Here is an 18,012-nt window from a genome sequence, read left to right as displayed (position 1 = left end):
GATTGAGCTATGCACCTTTTTGTCACTGGCGGAGCCGGCTTCATTGGCTCAGCTCTCATTCGCCACCTGCTGACCGAAACCCAGCACGAGGTGCTGAATCTCGACAAGCTCACCTACGCCGGCAATCTCGAGTCGCTGGCCTCCGTCTCGGACAATCCGCGTTACCAATTTCTCCAGGCGGATATTGCCGATAGCCAAGCCGTCGGCGAAGCGCTGGCCCGATTCCAGCCCGACGCAGTGATGCACCTGGCCGCCGAATCCCACGTCGATCGTTCCATCGACGGTCCGGCAGACTTCATCCAGACCAACATCGTCGGCACCTACAGCCTGCTGGAAAGCGTACGAGCCTACTGGCTGGGTCTCGATGCGGAACGCAAGGCCGCGTTCCGCTTCCACCATATTTCCACTGACGAGGTATATGGCGACCTGCATGGCGTGGACGACCTCTTCACAGAGACCACGCCCTACGCTCCCAGCTCGCCCTACTCTGCCAGCAAAGCCGCATCCGACCATCTGGTCCGCGCCTGGCACCGCACCTACGGGCTGCCGGTGGTGCTGACCAACTGCTCGAACAACTACGGCCCCTATCACTTCCCCGAGAAGCTGATCCCGCTGATGATCCTCAACGCCTTGGAAGGGAAGCCGCTACCGGTGTACGGCAATGGCCAGCAGATTCGAGACTGGCTGTTCGTCGAGGACCATGCACGCGCGCTGGTCGAAGTGGTTACTCGCGGCGAAATCGGCGAGACCTACAACATCGGTGGGCACAACGAGCAGAAGAACCTCGACGTGGTCCGCTCGATCTGCGCCCTGCTGGAAGAGCTGGCGCCGCAGAAACCCGCTGGCGTCAGCCACTTTGAGGACCTGATCACCTTCGTCAAGGACCGCCCGGGCCACGACCTGCGCTATGCAATCGATGCCGGCAAGATCGAGCGTGATCTCGGCTGGACACCACGGGAAACCTTCGAAACCGGCCTGCGCAAGACCGTGCAGTGGTACCTGGACAACCTGGATTGGTGCCGCCGCGTACAAGACGGCAGCTATCAACGTGAAAGACTTGGAGCAACAACATGAAAGGGATCATCCTCGCCGGCGGTTCCGGCACCCGCCTGCACCCCATCACCCTGGGCGTGTCCAAGCAGCTGCTGCCGATCTACGACAAACCGATGATCTATTACCCGATCTCGGTGCTGATGCTCGCCGGCATTCGCGAGATCCTGATCATTTCCACCCCCCAGGATCTGCCCCAGTATCGCAATCTGCTGGGTGACGGCACCCAGTTCGGCGTTCAATTCAGCTATGCAGTGCAGCCCTCCCCGGATGGCCTGGCCCAGGCTTTCCTGATTGGTGAGGACTTCATCGGCACCGACTCCGTTTGCCTGATCCTGGGCGACAACATATTCCATGGACAGCATTTCACCGAGAAGCTCAAACGCGCTGCCCAGTCGCCAAGTGGCGCCACCGTTTTCGGCTATTGGGTGAAGGACCCCGAACGCTTCGGCGTGGTGGAGTTCGACGACCAGGGTCGAGCGGTTTCCATCGAGGAAAAGCCGGCCAAACCCAAGTCCAGCTACGCAGTAACTGGGCTTTACTTCTATGACAACGACGTGATCAGCATCGCCAAGGCGGTGAAGCCATCTGCACGTGGCGAGCTGGAGATCACCGATATCAATAACGCCTACCTCCAGCGCGGAGATTTGCGTGTCGAGCGTTTCGGTCGCGGTTTCGCCTGGCTGGATACCGGCACCCACGACAGCCTGCTGGATGCATCCCAGTACGTGCAGACCATCGAGCATCGCCAGGGTTTGAAGGTTGCCTGTCTGGAAGAAATCGCCTTCCAGAACGGCTGGATCACCAAAGACAAGCTGCTTGAGCGAGCGAAGGCCTTCGGAAAGACTGGTTACGGACAGTACCTGCTCAAACTGGCTGGGGAGCATGAGTGAAAATCGTTGAGACTCAATTGACCGATGTTCTGGTACTGGAGCCCAAGGTCTTCGGCGACGAGCGCGGTTTCTTCTTCGAAAGCTTCAATGCCCGCACCTTTGCCGACGCAACTGGCGTGCACCGCGATTTCGTGCAGGACAACCACTCGCGCTCACAGCGCGGTGTCCTGCGTGGCCTGCACTACCAGGTACGGCAACCCCAAGGAAAACTGGTACGCGTCACCCAAGGTGAAGTCTTCGATGTCGTGGTGGACTTGCGCCGCAGCTCGACCACGTTCGGCAAGTGGGCCGGCATCATTCTCTCGGCCGAAAACAAACGCCAACTCTGGGTACCGGAAGGCTTCGCCCACGGCTTCCTGGTGCTGAGCGAATACGCCGAGTTCCTCTACAAGACCACCGACTACTACGCCCCCGAGCACGAGCGTTGCATTCGTTGGGATGATCCTGATCTCGCCATCGACTGGCCGCTGGCCGAGGCGCCGCAGCTTTCTGCCAAAGACAAGGCCGGCGTCAACTTTAAAGACGCAGACCTGTTCGCATGAAAATCCTCATCACCGGCAATAGCGGCCAAGTAGCGCGGGAGCTTCAGCTCGCCCTTGCTGGCAAGGCGGACGTGATCGCCCTGGGTCGTGATCAGCTCGATCTGGCCGACCCTGCGCAAATTCGCCAGCAAGTGCGCGCCCTGTCTCCCGACCTGCTGATCAACGCCGCCGCCTACACAGCGGTGGACCAGGCCGAGAACGACCAGGACACTGCCTTCGCCATCAACGCGACGGCTCCTGGCGTGCTCGCCGAGGAAGCGGCGGCTCTCGGCATTCCGCTGATCCACTACTCCACCGACTACGTCTATGACGGCGCCAAGGCCGGCGCCTACAGCGAGGACGATCCGACCAATCCTCTGGGCATCTACGGCAGCAGCAAGCTCGCTGGCGAACAGGCGATCCAGGCCGTCGGCGGGCAGTACCTGATCCTTCGGACCAGCTGGGTCTATTCCCTGCACGGTCGCAATTTCCTGCTCACCATGCAGCGCCTGCTGCAGGAACGCGAGGAGCTGCGCGTGGTGGATGACCAGATCGGCGCGCCGACCTGGGCCGGCAGCATCGCGCAGGCCACGCTCGAACTCATCGAGCAGTGGCAGGCGGGCAATCGCCGCTGGGGGGTCTATCACCTGACCAATCAGGGCGAAACGTCCTGGTTCGGCTTTGCCAGCGCCATCGGCGAGCAGCTGAAAGCTGCCGGCAAGCCGTGCGGGCGCCTGGTGCCCATCCCGTCCAGCGAATACCCGACGCCAGCCAAGCGCCCGCTGAACTCCCGCCTGGACGGCCGCAAGCTGGCGCAGGACTGGCAGGTCAGCCTGACTGACTGGCGCAGCGCCCTGGCGGAGTGCCTGCGGCAACCGCGCTAAGCCCCTGCGGAGGAGCGGGTATCGCGCCCCTCCTCCTGCCCCGCTGCCATTCCTGCCACCGATTTCGGGGGCGATGCCATAATGCGCCTCATCGACTGGCGCACAGTGATCGCATGACAGCCATCCCCACTCCCCACCGCCCACGCTGGCGCAGCCTGGTGCTGCTGGCGCTGTTGCTGGCGCCGCTACTCTGGCCGCTGCACCACTTCAGCGAGCGCTACTACAGCGAGTCCCTGGCCGAGCAGAACCGCCAGACCCTCGACCTCTACGTCGCCAACCTGCTGGGCACCCTGCACCGTTACGAGGTGCTACCCCCCATCCTCGCCAACCTGCCGCCACTGCGTGAGCTGCTCGCCTCTCCCGACAGCACGGCCCTGCAGGCCGAGGCCAATCGCGTACTGGCGGAAGTCCGCAAGAACACCGGGGCCGACGTGATCTATCTGATGAGCCCCGCCGGTCTCACCCTGACATCGTCGAACTGGGACCAGCCCGACAGCTTCGTCGGCCGCAACTTCACCTTCCGTCCGTACTTCCGCGAGGCTCTGTCCGGCAAGCAGGGGCGCTTCTTCGGCCTGGGCACCACCTCGCGCAAGCGCGGTTACTTCTTCGCAAGTCCGGTGAGGGACGAGGGGCAGATCGCCGGCATCCTGGTGGTGAAGGTGGACCTCGACGACGCCGAGACGCTCTGGGGCAAGACCCCGGAGCAGCTCATGGTGACCGACGCCAATGGCGTGGTGATCATCTCCTCGCGCAGCGATTGGCGCTTCCACGCCACCCGGCAGCTGGACAATGCCGAGCGTGCCGCCATCGCCGCCAACCAGCCCTATCCGACGCAATCGCCGTCGCCGCTCACCCTCGACCAGAACGACTGGATGATCCAGAGCCGCGAACTCCGTGAAACGGGCCTGACCGCCAGCATCCTCGCGCCCCGCCAGTTGGTGGACCGCCAGGTGACCACCACCGTCGCCATCGGCGGCGCCACCCTGCTGACCCTCCTGCTGCTGCTCGGCCTGATGATGCAGCGCCGTCGCCACTATCTCGACCGCATCGCCCTCGACGCCCGCGCCCGCCGCGAGCTGGAGATGCGTGTACTGGAACGCACCCAGGACCTTGAGGCCCTGAACAGCCGGCTCAAGGATGAAGTGCTGGAGCGCGAACAGGCCCAGCAGGAATTGGTGCGCGCCCAGGACGAACTGGTCCAGGCCAGCAAGCTCTCCGCCCTGGGCACCATGTCCGCAAGCATCAGCCACGAGCTGAACCAGCCCCTGGCGGCGATCCGCAGCTATGCCGACAACGCCGGCGTGCTGCTGGACCACGAGCGCTACGACGACGCCCGCGGCAACCTGCGCCAGATCAGCGAGCTGACCGGCCGCATGGCCTCGATCATCGCCCACCTGCGCGCCTTCGCCCGCCGCGACCGCCACGCACCGGAAAGCGTCGCTCTGCAGCCTGCCCTGGAGGACGCCCTGGCCCTGGTGGCCCAGCGCCGGCGGGCCATGGACGTCGAACTGATCCGCGACCTGCCGGACGCGCCGCTCTGGGTCCAGGCCGGTGAAACCCGCCTGCGTCAGGTGCTCGGCAACCTGCTCGCCAACGCCCTCGATGCCCTGAAGGAGAAGCCCCAGCCACGCCGCATCTGGCTGAGCGCCGAAACCACCGCAGACGGCGTCGACCTGCACCTGCGCGACAACGGCCCCGGCTTCTCCGAAGATGCCTTGCGCCATGCCCGCGAGCCCTTCTTCACCACCAAGACCAGCGCCCAGGGCCTTGGCCTGGGCCTGGCCATCTGCGATAGCCTGATGCGCGCCCTCGGTGGCGAGCTGCTGCTCGCCAACCACCCCGAAGGCGGCGCGCTGCTCACCCTGCGCCTGCGCAACGCTGCACCCGGCGTCATCCCACAGCCTCCCGAGGACCTCTCTGCATGACCAACGCCCTTGATGCCCGTACCCAGGTGTTGCTGATCGACGACGATCCGCACCTGCGCCAGGCCCTCAGCCAGACCCTCGACCTGGCCGGCCTCAAGGTGCTGGCCCTGGGGGACGCCCAGGGCGTGGCCGAGAAGATTGAAAAAGACTGGCCGGGCGTAGTGGTCACCGACATTCGCATGCCCGGAATCGACGGCCTGGAGCTGCTGCGCCAGCTGCGCGAGCGCGACCCTGACCTGCCGGTGCTGCTGATCACCGGCCACGGCGACGTGCCACTGGCCGTGCAGGCCATGCGAGCCGGCGCCTACGACTTCCTGGAAAAGCCCTTTCCCAGCGACCAGTTGCTGGACAGCGTGCGTCGCGCCCTCGATCTGCGCCGCCTGGTGCTGGAGAACCGCAGCCTGCGCCTCGCCCTGTCCGACCGCCAACAACTCAGTGGGCGCCTGGTAGGCCAGTCGCCTGCCATGCAGCGCCTGCGCGGGCAGATCGGCGCCCTGGCCGCCACCAATGCCGACGTACTCATCCTCGGTGAAACCGGGGCCGGCAAGGAGGTGGTAGCGCGCGCTCTGCACGACCTGTCGGCACGCCGTGACGGTCCCTTCGTCGCCATCAATGCCGGCGCCCTGGCCGAATCGGTGGTGGAGAGCGAGCTGTTCGGCCACGAGCAGGGTGCCTTCACCGGCGCGCAGAAGCGCCGCATCGGCAAGTTCGAGTTCGCCAATGGCGGCACCGTGTTCCTCGACGAAATCGAGAGCATGAGCCTGGACGTACAGGTCAAATTGCTGCGCTTGTTGCAGGAGCGCGTGGTGGAACGGCTCGGCGCCAACCAGCTGATCCCCCTGGATATCCGCGTGATCGCCGCCACCAAGGAAGACCTGCGCCACGCCGCCGACCAGGGCCGTTTCCGCGCCGACCTCTATTACCGTCTGAACGTCGCCAGCCTGCGCATTCCGCCGCTGCGCGAGCGCGGTGAAGACGCGTTGACGCTGTTCCAGCATTTCGCCGACGCGGCCAGCAGCCGGCACGGCATGGCACCGCGCAGCCTCGACAGCAGCCAGCGCGCCCTGCTGCTGACCCATGGCTGGCCAGGCAATGTCCGCGAACTGCAGAACGCTGCCGAACGCTTCGCCCTGGGCCTGGACCTGGCCCTGGACAACACACCGATGGACCTGCCGAAGGTTGAAGGCGGCCTCAGCGAGCACGTGGAAGCCTTCGAGCGCGCGCTGATTGCCGCCGAATTGACCCGTCCCCACAACTCGCTGCGCAGCGTGGCCGAAGCACTCGGTCTGCCGCGCAAGACGCTCTCGGACAAGTTGCGCAAGCACAACCTCAGCTTCAGTGGCGGAAATCCCGCAGATGAGCAGGACTGATCGGCAAGAATCCGCTCAGCAAGGCAAAGGAAAATACGGGAACGCCCGGGCCAGAGCGGTTTCACCGCAGTGGCACAAGGCTTGCCCTATTAGCGTCAATCCCTGCTTCGTGCAGGGTCAGGAGGCAAGGCTCGTGAGCGCCACACCTCTCCCCAGGCGGGCCACAAGCCGGCCAAGGGGTCTTCCCATGATCGCCATCGGGCCCAGCCCCGGAGGCACCACCCAGCTACCCGCCGGGTGACCGAAGCCCGGCCAAGCGCCGGGCTTTTTCTTGCCTGCTTCCCCGCTTGTTGGCGGGTCCGGAGTGTGGGTCGTCAGCGCCTGTTCCACCTAGGGGCGTTCCTGGAGGAAGCGCTCCAGATCGACCGGATGGCCGGGTGCAATGCCCAGCCTCTGCCGCAGGTCGGCATAGGCCTTCTCGAAATCGACGTGCAGCTCGGGCGTGCGCGCCAACCCCTGCATGACACCGTATTTGCGCAGGCGCAGGCCGGCACTGTGGAGAAAGTTGTAGGCCACGTCGCGGTGAAGAGAAAAGCGTTCGTGCACCGGTTTTCCATCGATTTGCCCGTGCAGTTCGAAGTTCACGTACTGGCCCTGTTCGCGCTTTTCAATTTCATAGTCGAGTACCAGTTCATACCCGGGACTTCGCCCGGACGCCGGTCGATTGATAGCAATTTGCCCTGGCTTGAACATGATATTTCCTACCTTTTCTTAAGACTTTTCCTACTTAAAAACTCCTCATTTATCGCTAAAGGAAGCGACATCCATCTGTAATTTCCTACAAGGAATATGGTGATAAGCCCTAGGAAGTGAAGCGACGAAGCTGCAACTTGAAGGCCCGGAAAAACCGACTAGTTTGTATTAGGCGCAGCCCGGATGGCATGCCGAACCCTTCTATCTTGCTCGCTTCGGGCGGCGATCTGCAGTAATCCCTCCCTCTTCGACGATAAGGAAATTGTCCGAATGACTCATTAGCTAGCTATTGATCTGGATCAGAACGCAGTCACAAGACCAAGCGCTCAATAAGCACAGTTCCTACTCCGGATGGAGGTGCACAATGTCAGAATCTTCCGACAAACTTCGACTTGGTGCGTTAGTTGCACTTGTAGTCGGCTCGATGGTGGGCGGGGGCATTTTCTCGCTGCCACAGAACATGGCGGCCAGTGCCGATGTCGGCGCCATTCTTATCGGCTGGGGTATCACCGCGGTGGGCATGCTCACCCTGGCGTTCGTCTTCCAGACCCTGGCCAATCGCAAGCCGAACCTCGACGGCGGGGTGTACGCCTACGCCAAGGCCGGGTTCGGCGACTACATGGGTTTCTCCTCGGCCTGGGGCTACTGGATCAGTGCCTGGCTGGGTAACGTCGGCTACTTCGTACTGCTGTTCAGCACCCTCGGCTACTTCTTCCCGATCTTCGGCGAAGGCAACACGCTCGCGGCCATCATCGGTGCCTCCATCGTCCTCTGGGCCGTGCACTTCCTGGTGCTACGCGGAATCAAGGAAGCGACCTTCATCAACATGGTGACCACTGTTGCCAAGGTCGTGCCGCTGGTCCTGTTCATCCTCATCTGCCTGTTCGCCTTCAAGCTGGACATCTTCACCGCCGACATCTGGGGTTCGAAGAACGTCGAGCTGGGCAGTGTGATGAACCAGGTGCGCAACATGATGCTGGTCACCGTCTGGGTGTTCATCGGCATCGAGGGCGCGAGCATCTTCTCCGCCCGCGCCGAGAAGCGCAGCGACGTCGGCAAGGCCACCGTACTTGGCTTCGTCATCGTGCTGCTGATCCTGGTGCTGGTGAACGTACTGTCCCTCGGCATCATGACCCAGCCGGAACTGGCCAAGCTGCAGAACCCGTCCATGGCGGCGGTGCTTGAGCACGTGGTCGGCCACTGGGGCGCGGTGCTGATCAGCGTCGGCCTGGTCATTTCCCTGGTCGGTGCCCTGCTCTCCTGGGTTCTGCTCTGCGCCGAGATCCTTTTCGCCGCAGCCAAGGACCACACCATGCCGGCCTTCATCCGCAAGGAGAACGCCAACCAGGTGCCGGCCAACGCGCTGTGGCTGACCAACGCCATGGTGCAGCTGTTCCTGATCATCACGCTGTTCAGCGCCAGCACCTACCTGTCGCTGATCTACCTGGCGACTTCCATGATCCTGGTGCCCTACCTCTGGTCCGCCGCCTACGCAGTGCTGCTGCCCCTGCGCGGCGAAACCTACGAGCAGGATGCCAAGGACCGCAGCAAAGACCTGGTCATCGCCCTGATCGCCCTGGTCTACGCCGTCTGGCTGCTGTACGCCGGTGGCGTGAAGTATCTGCTGCTCTCCGCCCTGCTCTACGCCCCGGGCGTGATTCTCTTCGCCAAGGCCAAACGGGAAGTTGGCCAACCGGTATTCACCAATGTCGAGAAGCTGATCTTCGCCGCCGTGGTAATCGGCGCGCTCGTAGCGGCCTATGGCCTCTACGACGGCTTCCTGACCCTGTAACCCGTAAGGAGACCTGCCATGTCCAAAGTAAAACTCGGCGTTCATTCGGAAGCCGGCAAACTTCATAAGGTAATGGTCTGCTCGCCGGGGCTCGCACATATGCGCCTGACCCCCAACAACTGCGACGAGCTGCTGTTCGATGACGTGATCTGGGTTAACCAGGCCAAGCGCGACCACTTCGACTTCGTCACCAAGATGCGTGAGCGCGGTATCGATGTGCTGGAAATGCACAACCTGCTCACCGACATCGTGCAGAACAAGGAAGCCCTGAAGTGGATCCTTGATCGCAAGCTCACCAACGACCAGGTCGGCGTTGGCCTGGTCAATGAAGTGCGCTCCTGGATCGAAGGCCTGGAGCCGCGCAAGATCGCCGAATTCCTCATCGGTGGCGTCGCCGGCGCCGACCTGCCCGAGAGCGAAGGCGTCAGCGCCATCAAGATGTATCGCGATTACCTGGGCCATTCCAGCTTCATCCTGCCGCCGCTGCCCAACACCCAGTTCACCCGCGACACCACCTGCTGGATCTATGGCGGCGTGACCCTCAACCCGATGTATTGGCCGGCCCGTCGTCAGGAAACCCTGCTGACCACTGCCATCTACAAATTCCACCCGATCTTCACCGAGGCCGAATTCGAAGTCTGGTATGGCGACCCCGACAAGGATCACGGGATGTCCACCCTGGAGGGCGGCGACGTGATGCCCATCGGCAACGGCGTGGTACTGATCGGCATGGGCGAGCGGACCTCCCGCCAGGCCATCGGCCAATTGGCCCAATCGCTGTTCAGCAAGGGCGCGGCACAGAAAGTCGTCGTCGCCGGCCTGCCCAAGTCCCGTGCCGCCATGCACCTGGACACCGTGTTCACCTTCTGCGACCGCGACCTGGTCACCGTCTTCCCGGAAGTGGTCAAGGAAATCGTGCCCTTCGTACTCCGTCCGGATGAGAGCCGCCCATACGGCATCGATATCCGTCGCGAAGAGAAGGACTTCATCTCGGTCGTGGCCGAGTCCCTCAACCTGAAGAAACTCCGTGTAGTGCAGACCGGCGGCGACGCCTTCGAGGCCGAGCGCGAGCAGTGGGACGACGGCAACAACGTGGTCTGCCTGGAGCCCGGCGTGGTCGTTGGCTACGACCGCAACACTTACACCAACACCCTGCTGCGCAAAGCCGGTGTCGAAGTGGTCACCATCAGCGCCAGCGAACTGGGCCGCGGCCGTGGCGGCGGCCACTGCATGACCTGCCCGATCCTGCGCGACCCGATCGATTACTGAGTTGATATCCCCTGGCGGCTCCACACCCGGAGCCGCCTGCCCCGCCAGCCAAAAGCTGTTCTGACGGAGCCTGGTTTCAAGTTACCCACAAGGAGAAAGAATCATGGCCTTCAACATGCACAACCGTAACCTGCTCAGCCTGATGCACCACAGCACTCGTGAGCTGCGTTACCTGCTCGACCTGTCCCGCGACCTGAAACGCGCTAAGTACACCGGTACCGAGCAACAGCACCTCAAGGGCAACAACATCGCGCTGATCTTCGAGAAGACCTCGACCCGTACCCGCTGCGCGTTCGAAGTCGCCGCCTATGACCAGGGCGCCAATGTCACCTACATCGACCCGAACTCCTCGCAGATCGGCCACAAGGAGTCCATGAAGGACACCGCTCGCGTGCTCGGCCGCATGTACGACGCCATCGAGTACCGTGGCTTCAAGCAGGAAATCGTCGAAGAACTCGCCAAGTACGCCGGCGTGCCGGTATTCAACGGCCTGACCGACGAATACCACCCGACCCAGATGCTCGCCGACGTGCTGACCATGCGTGAGCACAGCGACAAGCCCCTGCACGAGATCAGCTACGCCTACCTGGGCGACGCCCGCAACAACATGGGCAACTCCCTGCTGCTGATCGGCGCCAAGCTCGGCATGGACGTGCGCATTGCCGCACCCAAAGAGCTCTGGCCAACTGACGACCACGTCGCCGCCTGCAAGAAATTCGCTGAAGAAAGCGGCGCCCGCATCACCATCACCGAAGATCCTAAGGAAGCGGTCAAGGGCGTGGACTTCATCCACACCGACGTCTGGGTTTCCATGGGCGAGCCGGTGGAAGCCTGGGGCGAGCGCATCAAGGAACTGCTGCCTTACCAGGTCAACATGGACATGATGAAAGCCGCGGGCAATCCGCGCGTGAAGTTCATGCACTGCCTGCCGGCCTTCCACAACAGCGAAACCAAGGTCGGCAAGCAGATCGCCGAGCAATACCCGAACCTGAAGAACGGTATTGAAGTCACCGAAGACGTCTTCGAGTCGCCGTACAACATCGCCTTCGAGCAGGCGGAAAACCGCATGCACACCATCAAGGCGATCCTCGTTTCGACCCTCGCCGACATGTAAGTCCCGATACGCCCCGGACCGCGACGCGTTCGCCGGTCCGGGACGCATTCCATCCCCAGGAGGAAATCACTATGCGTATCGTCGTCGCATTGGGCGGTAACGCCTTGCTGCGTCGTGGCGAGCCCATGACTGCCGACAACCAGCGCGCCAACGTGAAGATCGCTGCCGAGCAGATCGCCAAGGTCGCGCCGGGCAACGAATTGGTAATTGCGCACGGTAACGGCCCGCAGGTCGGCCTGCTGGCCCTGCAGGGAGCTTCATACGACAAGGTCGCGCCCTACCCGCTTGACGTTCTCGGCGCCGAGACCGAGGGCATGATCGGCTACATGATCGAACAGGAAATGGGCAACCTGCTGCCGTTCGAAGTACCGTTCGCCACCATCCTCACTCAGGTCGAAGTCGACGCCAAAGACCCAGCTTTCCAGAACCCGACCAAACCCATCGGCCCGGTCTACTCCAAGGAAGAGGCGGAAGCCCTGGCCAAGGAAAAAGGCTGGAGCATCGCCCCCGACGGCGACAAGTTCCGCCGTGTGGTCGCCAGCCCGCGCCCGAAGCGCATCTTCGAGATCCGCCCGGTCAAATGGCTGCTGGAGAAAGGCACCATCGTCATCTGCGCTGGCGGCGGCGGTATCCCGACCATGTACGACGAGTCGGGCAAGAAGCTCTCCGGCGTCGAAGCCGTGATCGACAAGGACCTCTGCTCCGCGCTGCTGGCCCAGGAGCTCAGTGCCGACGTGCTGATCATCGCCACTGACGTGGACGCGGCCTACATCGACTGGGGCAAACCGACCCAGAAGGCCATCGCCCAGGCCCATCCGGACGAACTGGAACGCCTCGGCTTCGCCGCCGGTTCCATGGGCCCGAAAGTACAGGCCGCCATGGAGTTCGCTCGCAACACCGGCAAGGACGCGGTGATCGGCTCCCTGGAGAACATCGTGGCCATCACCGAAGGCAAGTCCGGTACCCGCGTCAGCACCAGGAAAGCCGGCATCGAGTACCGTTGATCCGCAATCGTCACTGCCTTGTGGGAGCGAATTCATTCGCGAATGAATTCGCTCCCACAAGCGATTTACCCCTTTCGTCCCCTACTCTCAATCTCCCGCCGAATGACCAAAGGAGTGACTTGATAGTCACACCCCGCGTCAGGTAGACATCCCATTCATTCGAGCTGCCACCTGGCTCATGCCACCTGGCCCGTGACGCTTGACCCCGCAAATTGCCGCCCCCTACACGCGGCGCCCCGTGGGCAAGCCACCTCGCCGGCATGAGATGGTCTTTTTGAGGAGTTTCCGAGAGATGTCCCGACTTCCAGTGATTGTGGGTTTTGGTGGCTACAACGCGGCTGGGCGAAGCTCGTTCCACCACGGGTTCCGCCGCATCGTGATCGAAACCCTGGACGCCCAGTCGCGCCAGGAGACCCTGGCTGGCCTCGCCGTGATGACGAAGCTGGTATCGGTGACCGACGGCCAGTACCTCGATGCCGACGGCAAGGTCCTGACCCTGGCCGAGATCGAGAAGCGCTACGCCGCTGAAATTCTCGAATCCACCCTGGTTCGCCGCATCGGCAAGCAGCACTTGGATGTAGACGCCGCTCACTGGCACAAGAATCTCAGCGTGGAGGCCACCGATGGCGAGGCCCTCAGTTTCATCACCTCGCGCAAACAGCTTCCCGAGCCGCTGCCGGCCAATTGGGAAGTGGAGCCCCTGGACAACGGTGAAGTGCGCGTGACCCTGAAGGGCACCTGCGACTTCAAGGTGGATAGCTACCGCGAGCTGCCGGTGAAGTCCGCCGGCCAATTGCCCACCGGTTTCGAGCCGGGTGAGCTGTACAACTCCCGCTTCCACCCGCGCGGCCTGCAGATGTCGGTGGTTGCGGCAACCGACGCCATCCGTTCCATCGGCCTGCCGTGGAAGGACATCGTCGACCGCGTGCAGCCCGACGAAATTGCCGTGTTCTCCGGCAGCATCATGAGCCAGCTGGACGAGTACGGCTTCGGCGGCATGATGCAGTCGCGCCTCAAGGGCACCCGCGTCACGGCCAAGCAGTGCCCGCTTGGCCTGAACACCATGCCTGCCGACTTCATCAACGCCTACGTGCTGGGCAGCGTCGGCACCACAGGCAGCGTCACCGGTGCGTGCGCCACCTTCCTCTACAACCTGCAGAAAGGCATCGAGCTCATCACATCCGGCCACGCCCGCGTGGCCCTGGTCGGTAACGCCGAGGCGCCGATCACCCAGGAATGCATCGACGGCTACGGTGCCATGGGCGCCCTGGCTACCGAAGAAGGCCTGCGCCAGATTGGCGGTCGCGAAGATGTGGACTTCCAGCGCGCCAGTCGCCCGTTCGGCGAAAACTGCGGCTTCACCCTGGCTGAATCCAGCCAGTACGTGGTGCTGATGGACGATGCCCTGGCCCTGGAACTGGGCGCCGATATCCATGGTGCTGTGACCGATGTGTTCATCAACGCCGACGGCTTCAAGAAATCCATCTCCGCTCCCGGCCCGGGCAACTACCTGACCCTGGCCAAGGCCGTGGCCGCCGCCGCCCAACTGATCGGCGCGGATGGCGTGCGCGAGCGCAGCTTCGTCCACGCCCACGGCTCCAGCACCCCGGCCAACCGCGTCACCGAGTCCGAGCTGCTGGACCGCGTTGCCGGTGCGTTCGGCATCGAGCAATGGCCCATCGCAGCGGTCAAGGCCTACGTCGGTCACTCCCTGGCAACCGCCAGCGGCGACCAGGTGATCGCCGCCCTGGGCACCTTCAAGTACGGCATCCTGCCGGGCATCAAGACCATTGACCGCGTGGCCGACGACGTCCATCGCCAGCACCTGTCCATCGAAACCCGCGACCGGGTCCTGGGCGATCGCCAAATGGATGTCTGCTTCATCAACTCCAAGGGCTTTGGCGGCAACAACGCCACTGGCGTCGTCATTTCCCCGCGCCTGGCCGAGAAGATGCTGAAAAAGCGCCATGGCGAAGCGGCCTTCTCCGCCTACAACGCCAAGCGCGAGCAGACCCGCGCCAACGCCGAGGAATACGATCGCCGCGCGCGCCTGGGCGAGCTGGACATCATCTACAACTTCGGCAACGACCTGATCGACGAACAGCAGATCGAGCTGAGCCCCGAAGGTATCCAGGTGCCCGGCTTCGCCCAGACCCTGCGCTACAAGAAGGACGAGCGGTTCGCCGATATGCTCGACTGAGGCGTTTGCCCTTGTGGGAGCGATTTCAATCGCGAAGGACCGCGCAGCGGTCCCCTAATCGCGAATAAATTCGCTCCCACAGGAAATGCCCGCCACAAAAAAGGGCCCCTCGGGGCCCTTTTTCGTTTCCGGCGTTCTCAGTCCAGCGCGCGCGCCAGCTGGATCAGCTCCGCGCGCCATTCGGCGGCTACCGGCAGCGCCAGGAAGGATGGATTGAGGAAGTTCTCGCGAGCCTCATAGGTAAGGGGCTCGCCGGCAAGGTCCAGCACCTCGCCACCCGCACCTTCGAGTACGCCCTGAGCGGCAGCGGTGTCCCATTGGGAAGTGGGCGCGAGACGCGGATAGCAATCCGCAGACCCTTCGGCCAGCAGGCAGAACTTCAGCGAGCTGCCGATGCTGGCCAGTTGCAGATCCCCGAAGCGTTCACACAGCCCGGCCAGCAGACGCTCCTGCGCCGCGCTCGAATGGCGCTTGCTGGCCACCACAGTGAACGCTTCGTCTGGCGCGATGCGTACCGCGATTTCGTCGGCCTCGAAGTCCTCGTCCTGACTCCAGGCGCCAAGGCCCGCGCCGCCGTAATAGCAGCGTCCGGTCACCGGCATGCCGACCACGCCAAACACCACCCGGCCGCCTTCTATCAGCGCCACGTTGACGGTGAACTCCTCGCTGCCGGCGATAAATTCCTTGGTGCCATCCAACGGATCCACCAGCCACCAGCGCTGCCACTTGGCACGCTCGGCGAGGGGGATGTTCGCGGCTTCTTCGGAAAGGACCGGAATGCTCGCATCAAGTGCTGCCAGTCCCGCATCCAGCACTTTGTGAGCGGCGAGATCAGCTGCCGTCACGGGCGAAGCGTCATCCTTCTCGGTCACGATCAGGTCGCCGCGCCAGAACGGCAGGATGGCCTCGCCGGCCTGGCGTACCAGTTCGATCACGGCGGGAAGCAGAGGATGGCTCACGGTTGGTACTCCCCACGTTGAGTCAGTAGGTCTCGGGTCAGGTAGAGCGCGGCCAGGGCCCGCCCTTCGCTGAATTGCTGGTGCTGGGCGAGGCTGGACAGTTCGCGCAGGCTGATGCGGTCGACCCGCAGCGGTTCCGGTTCATCGCCGGGAAGGCTTTCTTCGTAGAGATCGCGGGCCAGGACCACCTGGATCTTCTGGCTCATGTACCCCGGCGACAGGGACAGCTCGGTGAGGTGCTCCAGCTGACGCGCGCCAAACCCGGCTTCTTCCTTGAGCTCGCGGTTGGCGGCGGCGAGCACGTCCTCGCCCGGTTCGATCAGGCCCTTGGGCAGGGACAGCTGGTAGTCGTCCGTACCGGCGCAGTACTCCTCCACCAGCAGCACGTGTTCGGCATCGGCCATGGCCACCACCATCACGGCGCCGTAGCCCGAGCCCTTGCCCACCAGGCGTTCGTAAGTACGCTCGACGCCATTGGCGAAGCGCAACTGCAGCTCTTCGACACGGAACAGACGGCTGCTGGCGACGATTTCGCGAGCGAGCACCGTGGGCTTCTGACGCATAACGGACTCCTTGGCATGACCGGCGGGTTATCATACCCCGCCTTTGCGCTTTGTCCGTGCTGGAGATTGCACGCCAGCGACGGCCAGCAACGCAATGACGACAGCCCACCGCAACCACCGATGCCGACCATGCAGCAATTGCCCTGGAACGAGATCGACACCGTCCTGCTCGACATGGATGGCACCCTGCTCGACCTTCACTTCGACAACCACTTCTGGCTGGAGTACCTGCCGCAGCGCTATGCCGAGCACCACGGCATCAGCCGCGAACTGGCCGAGGCCGAGCTGCTGCCGCTGTTCCGCGACAACGCCGGACAGCTGAACTGGTACTGCACGGACTTCTGGAGCCGCGAGCTGCGCCTGTCGATCCGCGACCTCAAGCGCGAGGTGGCGCACCTGATCGCCCTGCGCCCGGATGCCGACCTGTTCCTCGCTGCCCTGCGCCGCTCAGGCAAGCGCGTGGCGCTGATCACCAACGCCCACCGCGACTCGCTGTCACTGAAGATGGAACGAGTGCACCTGGCTCCCTGGTTCGACCGCCTGATCAGCTCCCACGATTACGGCTATCCCAAGGAAGACCAGCAGTTCTGGCACGCCCTGCAGCAGGACTTCGGCTTCGACGCCGCGCGCAGCCTGTTCATCGATGACAGCCTGCCGATCCTGCGCAGCGCACGGCGCTATGGCATTGCGCAACTACTGGCCGTGCGCGAGCCGGATAGCCGCAAGGGCCCGAAGGACACCGAGGAATTCGCCGCGGTGGAGAGCTATCGCACCCTGATCCAGGGGCTCTGACCTTTCCCACAGAGGAGCCGGCATGGACATCAAGCAACTCAAGTTCCTCATCGCACTGGAGGAAACCCGCCACTTCGGGCAGGCCGCCGCGCGCTGCCATGTCACCCAGCCGACACTTTCCATGCGCCTGCGCAGCCTGGAGGAAGAGCTGGGACTGGAATTGGTGGTCCGTGGGCAGCGCTTCGAGGGGTTCACCGACGCCGGCCTGCGCGTTCTGGCCTGGGCGCGCAGCCTCCTGGCGGCCCACGACGGTCTCTACGCCGAGGCTGCGGCCTGTCGCGGCCAACTGGTCGGCACCTTGCGCCTGGGCGTGGTGCCGCTCGCCGGCTTCGACCCCATGCGCCTGGTGGAAGCCTTTTCCGGCCCACACCCGAGCCTGCGCTTCCAGTTGTTCTCGATGAGTTCCGAGCAGATCCTCGAAGGCCTGGCGCGCAACCAGCTGGACCTTGGCCTGTCCTACCTCGACCGCCTGGATCGCGAGCATTTCGAAAGCCTGGAACTGGCGCAGACGCGGATGGGCCTGCTGCACGACCGCCGCCACTTCAGCTTCGATGTGCCGGCGCTACCCTGGGAAAGCCTGATAGACCTGCCCCTCGGGCTGCTCTCCGGCGGCATGCACTTCCGCCAATCCATCGACCACGGCTTCCGCAGCCGAGGCCTGTCGCCCCAGCCACGGCTGGAGACCGATGCCGTGCACCAGTTGCTGCAGGCCGTCAGTGCCGGTCTGTGCTGCGCCATCATGCCGCTGGACAGCGGTCTGGACGACTTCACCGAGCACCTGGCGCTAACGCCCATAGAGGACGCCCGCACCCTGGCGCCGCTGGGCCTGATTCTTCGCCGCGGAGCCCCCCGCTCGGCGCTCGCCGATGCCTGCTTCTCCGAAGCCCGGGCCTTGCTGGAACCCGGCCGCAGCTCTTGATAAACGCGCTCGATCAAGGAATCGGGAATAGCGATTAGACGCCCGTGCCAGACGGGCCTAGGAT

At 63.6% G+C, this 18,012-nt stretch carries 16 protein-coding genes; 13 read left to right on the top strand and 3 right to left on the bottom strand.

The annotated features are described in order from the left end of the window. The first annotated feature begins 9 nt into the window (after positions 1 to 9). The 6 genes from rfbB (at position 10) to E8E91_RS16795 (ending at position 6,643) form a co-directional block, all read left to right on the top strand. A complete protein-coding gene (gene rfbB, locus E8E91_RS16820) occupies positions 10 to 1,074 on the top strand; it encodes a dTDP-glucose 4,6-dehydratase (protein WP_280377125.1) in 1,065 nt (354 codons plus the stop codon). Continuing rightward, entirely contained in the window at positions 1,071 to 1,943 is an 873-nt protein-coding gene (gene rfbA / locus E8E91_RS16815; RefSeq protein WP_280377122.1) for a glucose-1-phosphate thymidylyltransferase RfbA, read from the top strand. The genes rfbB and rfbA overlap by 4 nt, the downstream gene beginning before the upstream one ends. Beyond that, entirely contained in the window at positions 1,940 to 2,485 is a 546-nt protein-coding gene (gene rfbC, locus E8E91_RS16810; protein ID WP_280377119.1) for a dTDP-4-dehydrorhamnose 3,5-epimerase, read from the top strand. The genes rfbA and rfbC overlap by 4 nt, the downstream gene beginning before the upstream one ends. After that, positions 2,482 to 3,348 carry a dTDP-4-dehydrorhamnose reductase gene (gene rfbD, locus E8E91_RS16805; protein WP_280377116.1) on the top strand — a complete coding sequence of 289 codons (867 nt, stop codon included), beginning with the start codon at positions 2,482 to 2,484 and terminating at the stop codon, positions 3,346 to 3,348. Before rfbC ends, rfbD begins: the two co-directional genes overlap by 4 nt. A gap of 113 nt (positions 3,349 to 3,461) precedes the next feature. After that, on the top strand, positions 3,462 to 5,273 hold the full coding sequence (locus tag E8E91_RS16800; protein WP_280377113.1) for a sensor histidine kinase: 1,812 nt from the start codon (positions 3,462 to 3,464) through the stop codon (positions 5,271 to 5,273). Then, on the top strand, positions 5,270 to 6,643 hold the full coding sequence (locus E8E91_RS16795) for a sigma-54 dependent transcriptional regulator (protein WP_280377111.1): 1,374 nt from the start codon (positions 5,270 to 5,272) through the stop codon (positions 6,641 to 6,643). The genes E8E91_RS16800 and E8E91_RS16795 overlap by 4 nt, the downstream gene beginning before the upstream one ends. 330 nt (positions 6,644 to 6,973) lie before the next feature. Here the strand turns inward: E8E91_RS16795 and E8E91_RS16790 are convergent, their stop codons facing one another. Continuing rightward, positions 6,974 to 7,336, bottom strand: a complete 363-nt coding sequence (locus tag E8E91_RS16790) for a DUF5064 family protein (protein WP_280377110.1) — start codon at positions 7,334 to 7,336, stop codon at positions 6,974 to 6,976. A 364-nt stretch (positions 7,337 to 7,700) separates the two neighbouring features. Between E8E91_RS16790 and arcD the strand changes: the two genes are divergently transcribed. From arcD to E8E91_RS16765, 5 genes are all read left to right on the top strand, one after another. Continuing rightward, positions 7,701 to 9,128: an arginine-ornithine antiporter gene (arcD, locus tag E8E91_RS16785; protein ID WP_280377108.1), complete on the top strand. Its 1,428-nt coding sequence runs from the start codon at positions 7,701 to 7,703 to the stop codon at positions 9,126 to 9,128. Between the two features lie 18 nt (positions 9,129 to 9,146). Next, on the top strand, positions 9,147 to 10,397 hold the full coding sequence (gene arcA, locus E8E91_RS16780) for an arginine deiminase (protein WP_280377107.1): 1,251 nt from the start codon (positions 9,147 to 9,149) through the stop codon (positions 10,395 to 10,397). Positions 10,398 to 10,500: 103 nt separating this feature from the next. Then, on the top strand, positions 10,501 to 11,511 hold the full coding sequence (locus tag E8E91_RS16775; RefSeq protein ID WP_280377105.1) for an ornithine carbamoyltransferase: 1,011 nt from the start codon (positions 10,501 to 10,503) through the stop codon (positions 11,509 to 11,511). 71 nt (positions 11,512 to 11,582) lie between these two features. After that, on the top strand, positions 11,583 to 12,515 hold the full coding sequence (gene arcC, locus E8E91_RS16770; RefSeq protein ID WP_280377103.1) for a carbamate kinase: 933 nt from the start codon (positions 11,583 to 11,585) through the stop codon (positions 12,513 to 12,515). 292 nt (positions 12,516 to 12,807) lie between these two features. Beyond that, positions 12,808 to 14,715: a beta-ketoacyl synthase gene (locus E8E91_RS16765; RefSeq protein WP_280377102.1), complete on the top strand. Its 1,908-nt coding sequence runs from the start codon at positions 12,808 to 12,810 to the stop codon at positions 14,713 to 14,715. 137 nt (positions 14,716 to 14,852) lie between these two features. On the opposite strand, the gene cysQ is transcribed toward E8E91_RS16765, so the two are convergent. Further along, positions 14,853 to 15,674: a 3'(2'),5'-bisphosphate nucleotidase CysQ gene (gene cysQ, locus E8E91_RS16760; RefSeq protein WP_280377100.1), complete on the bottom strand. Its 822-nt coding sequence runs from the start codon at positions 15,672 to 15,674 to the stop codon at positions 14,853 to 14,855. Continuing rightward, complete coding sequence (gene nudE / locus E8E91_RS16755; protein WP_280377098.1) at positions 15,671 to 16,237, bottom strand: ADP compounds hydrolase NudE; 567 nt, start codon at positions 16,235 to 16,237, stop codon at positions 15,671 to 15,673. Before nudE ends, cysQ begins: the two co-directional genes overlap by 4 nt. A 120-nt stretch (positions 16,238 to 16,357) precedes the next feature. Here nudE and yrfG point away from each other — a divergent pair, with 120 nt between their 5' ends. Together yrfG and E8E91_RS16745 are read left to right on the top strand one after the other, a co-directional pair. Then, complete coding sequence (gene yrfG / locus E8E91_RS16750; RefSeq protein ID WP_271469926.1) at positions 16,358 to 17,029, top strand: GMP/IMP nucleotidase; 672 nt, start codon at positions 16,358 to 16,360, stop codon at positions 17,027 to 17,029. A 22-nt stretch (positions 17,030 to 17,051) separates the two neighbouring features. Next, entirely contained in the window at positions 17,052 to 17,948 is an 897-nt protein-coding gene (locus tag E8E91_RS16745; RefSeq protein WP_280377096.1) for a LysR family transcriptional regulator, read from the top strand. Positions 17,949 to 18,012: the final 64 nt, after the last annotated feature.

It is taken from the genome of Pseudomonas sp. BN515, from assembly GCF_029873155.1.
Classification (GTDB): domain Bacteria; phylum Pseudomonadota; class Gammaproteobacteria; order Pseudomonadales; family Pseudomonadaceae; genus Metapseudomonas.
Note: the sequence above shows the minus strand (reverse complement) of the source record. Positions and strands in the feature narration are given on the sequence as shown.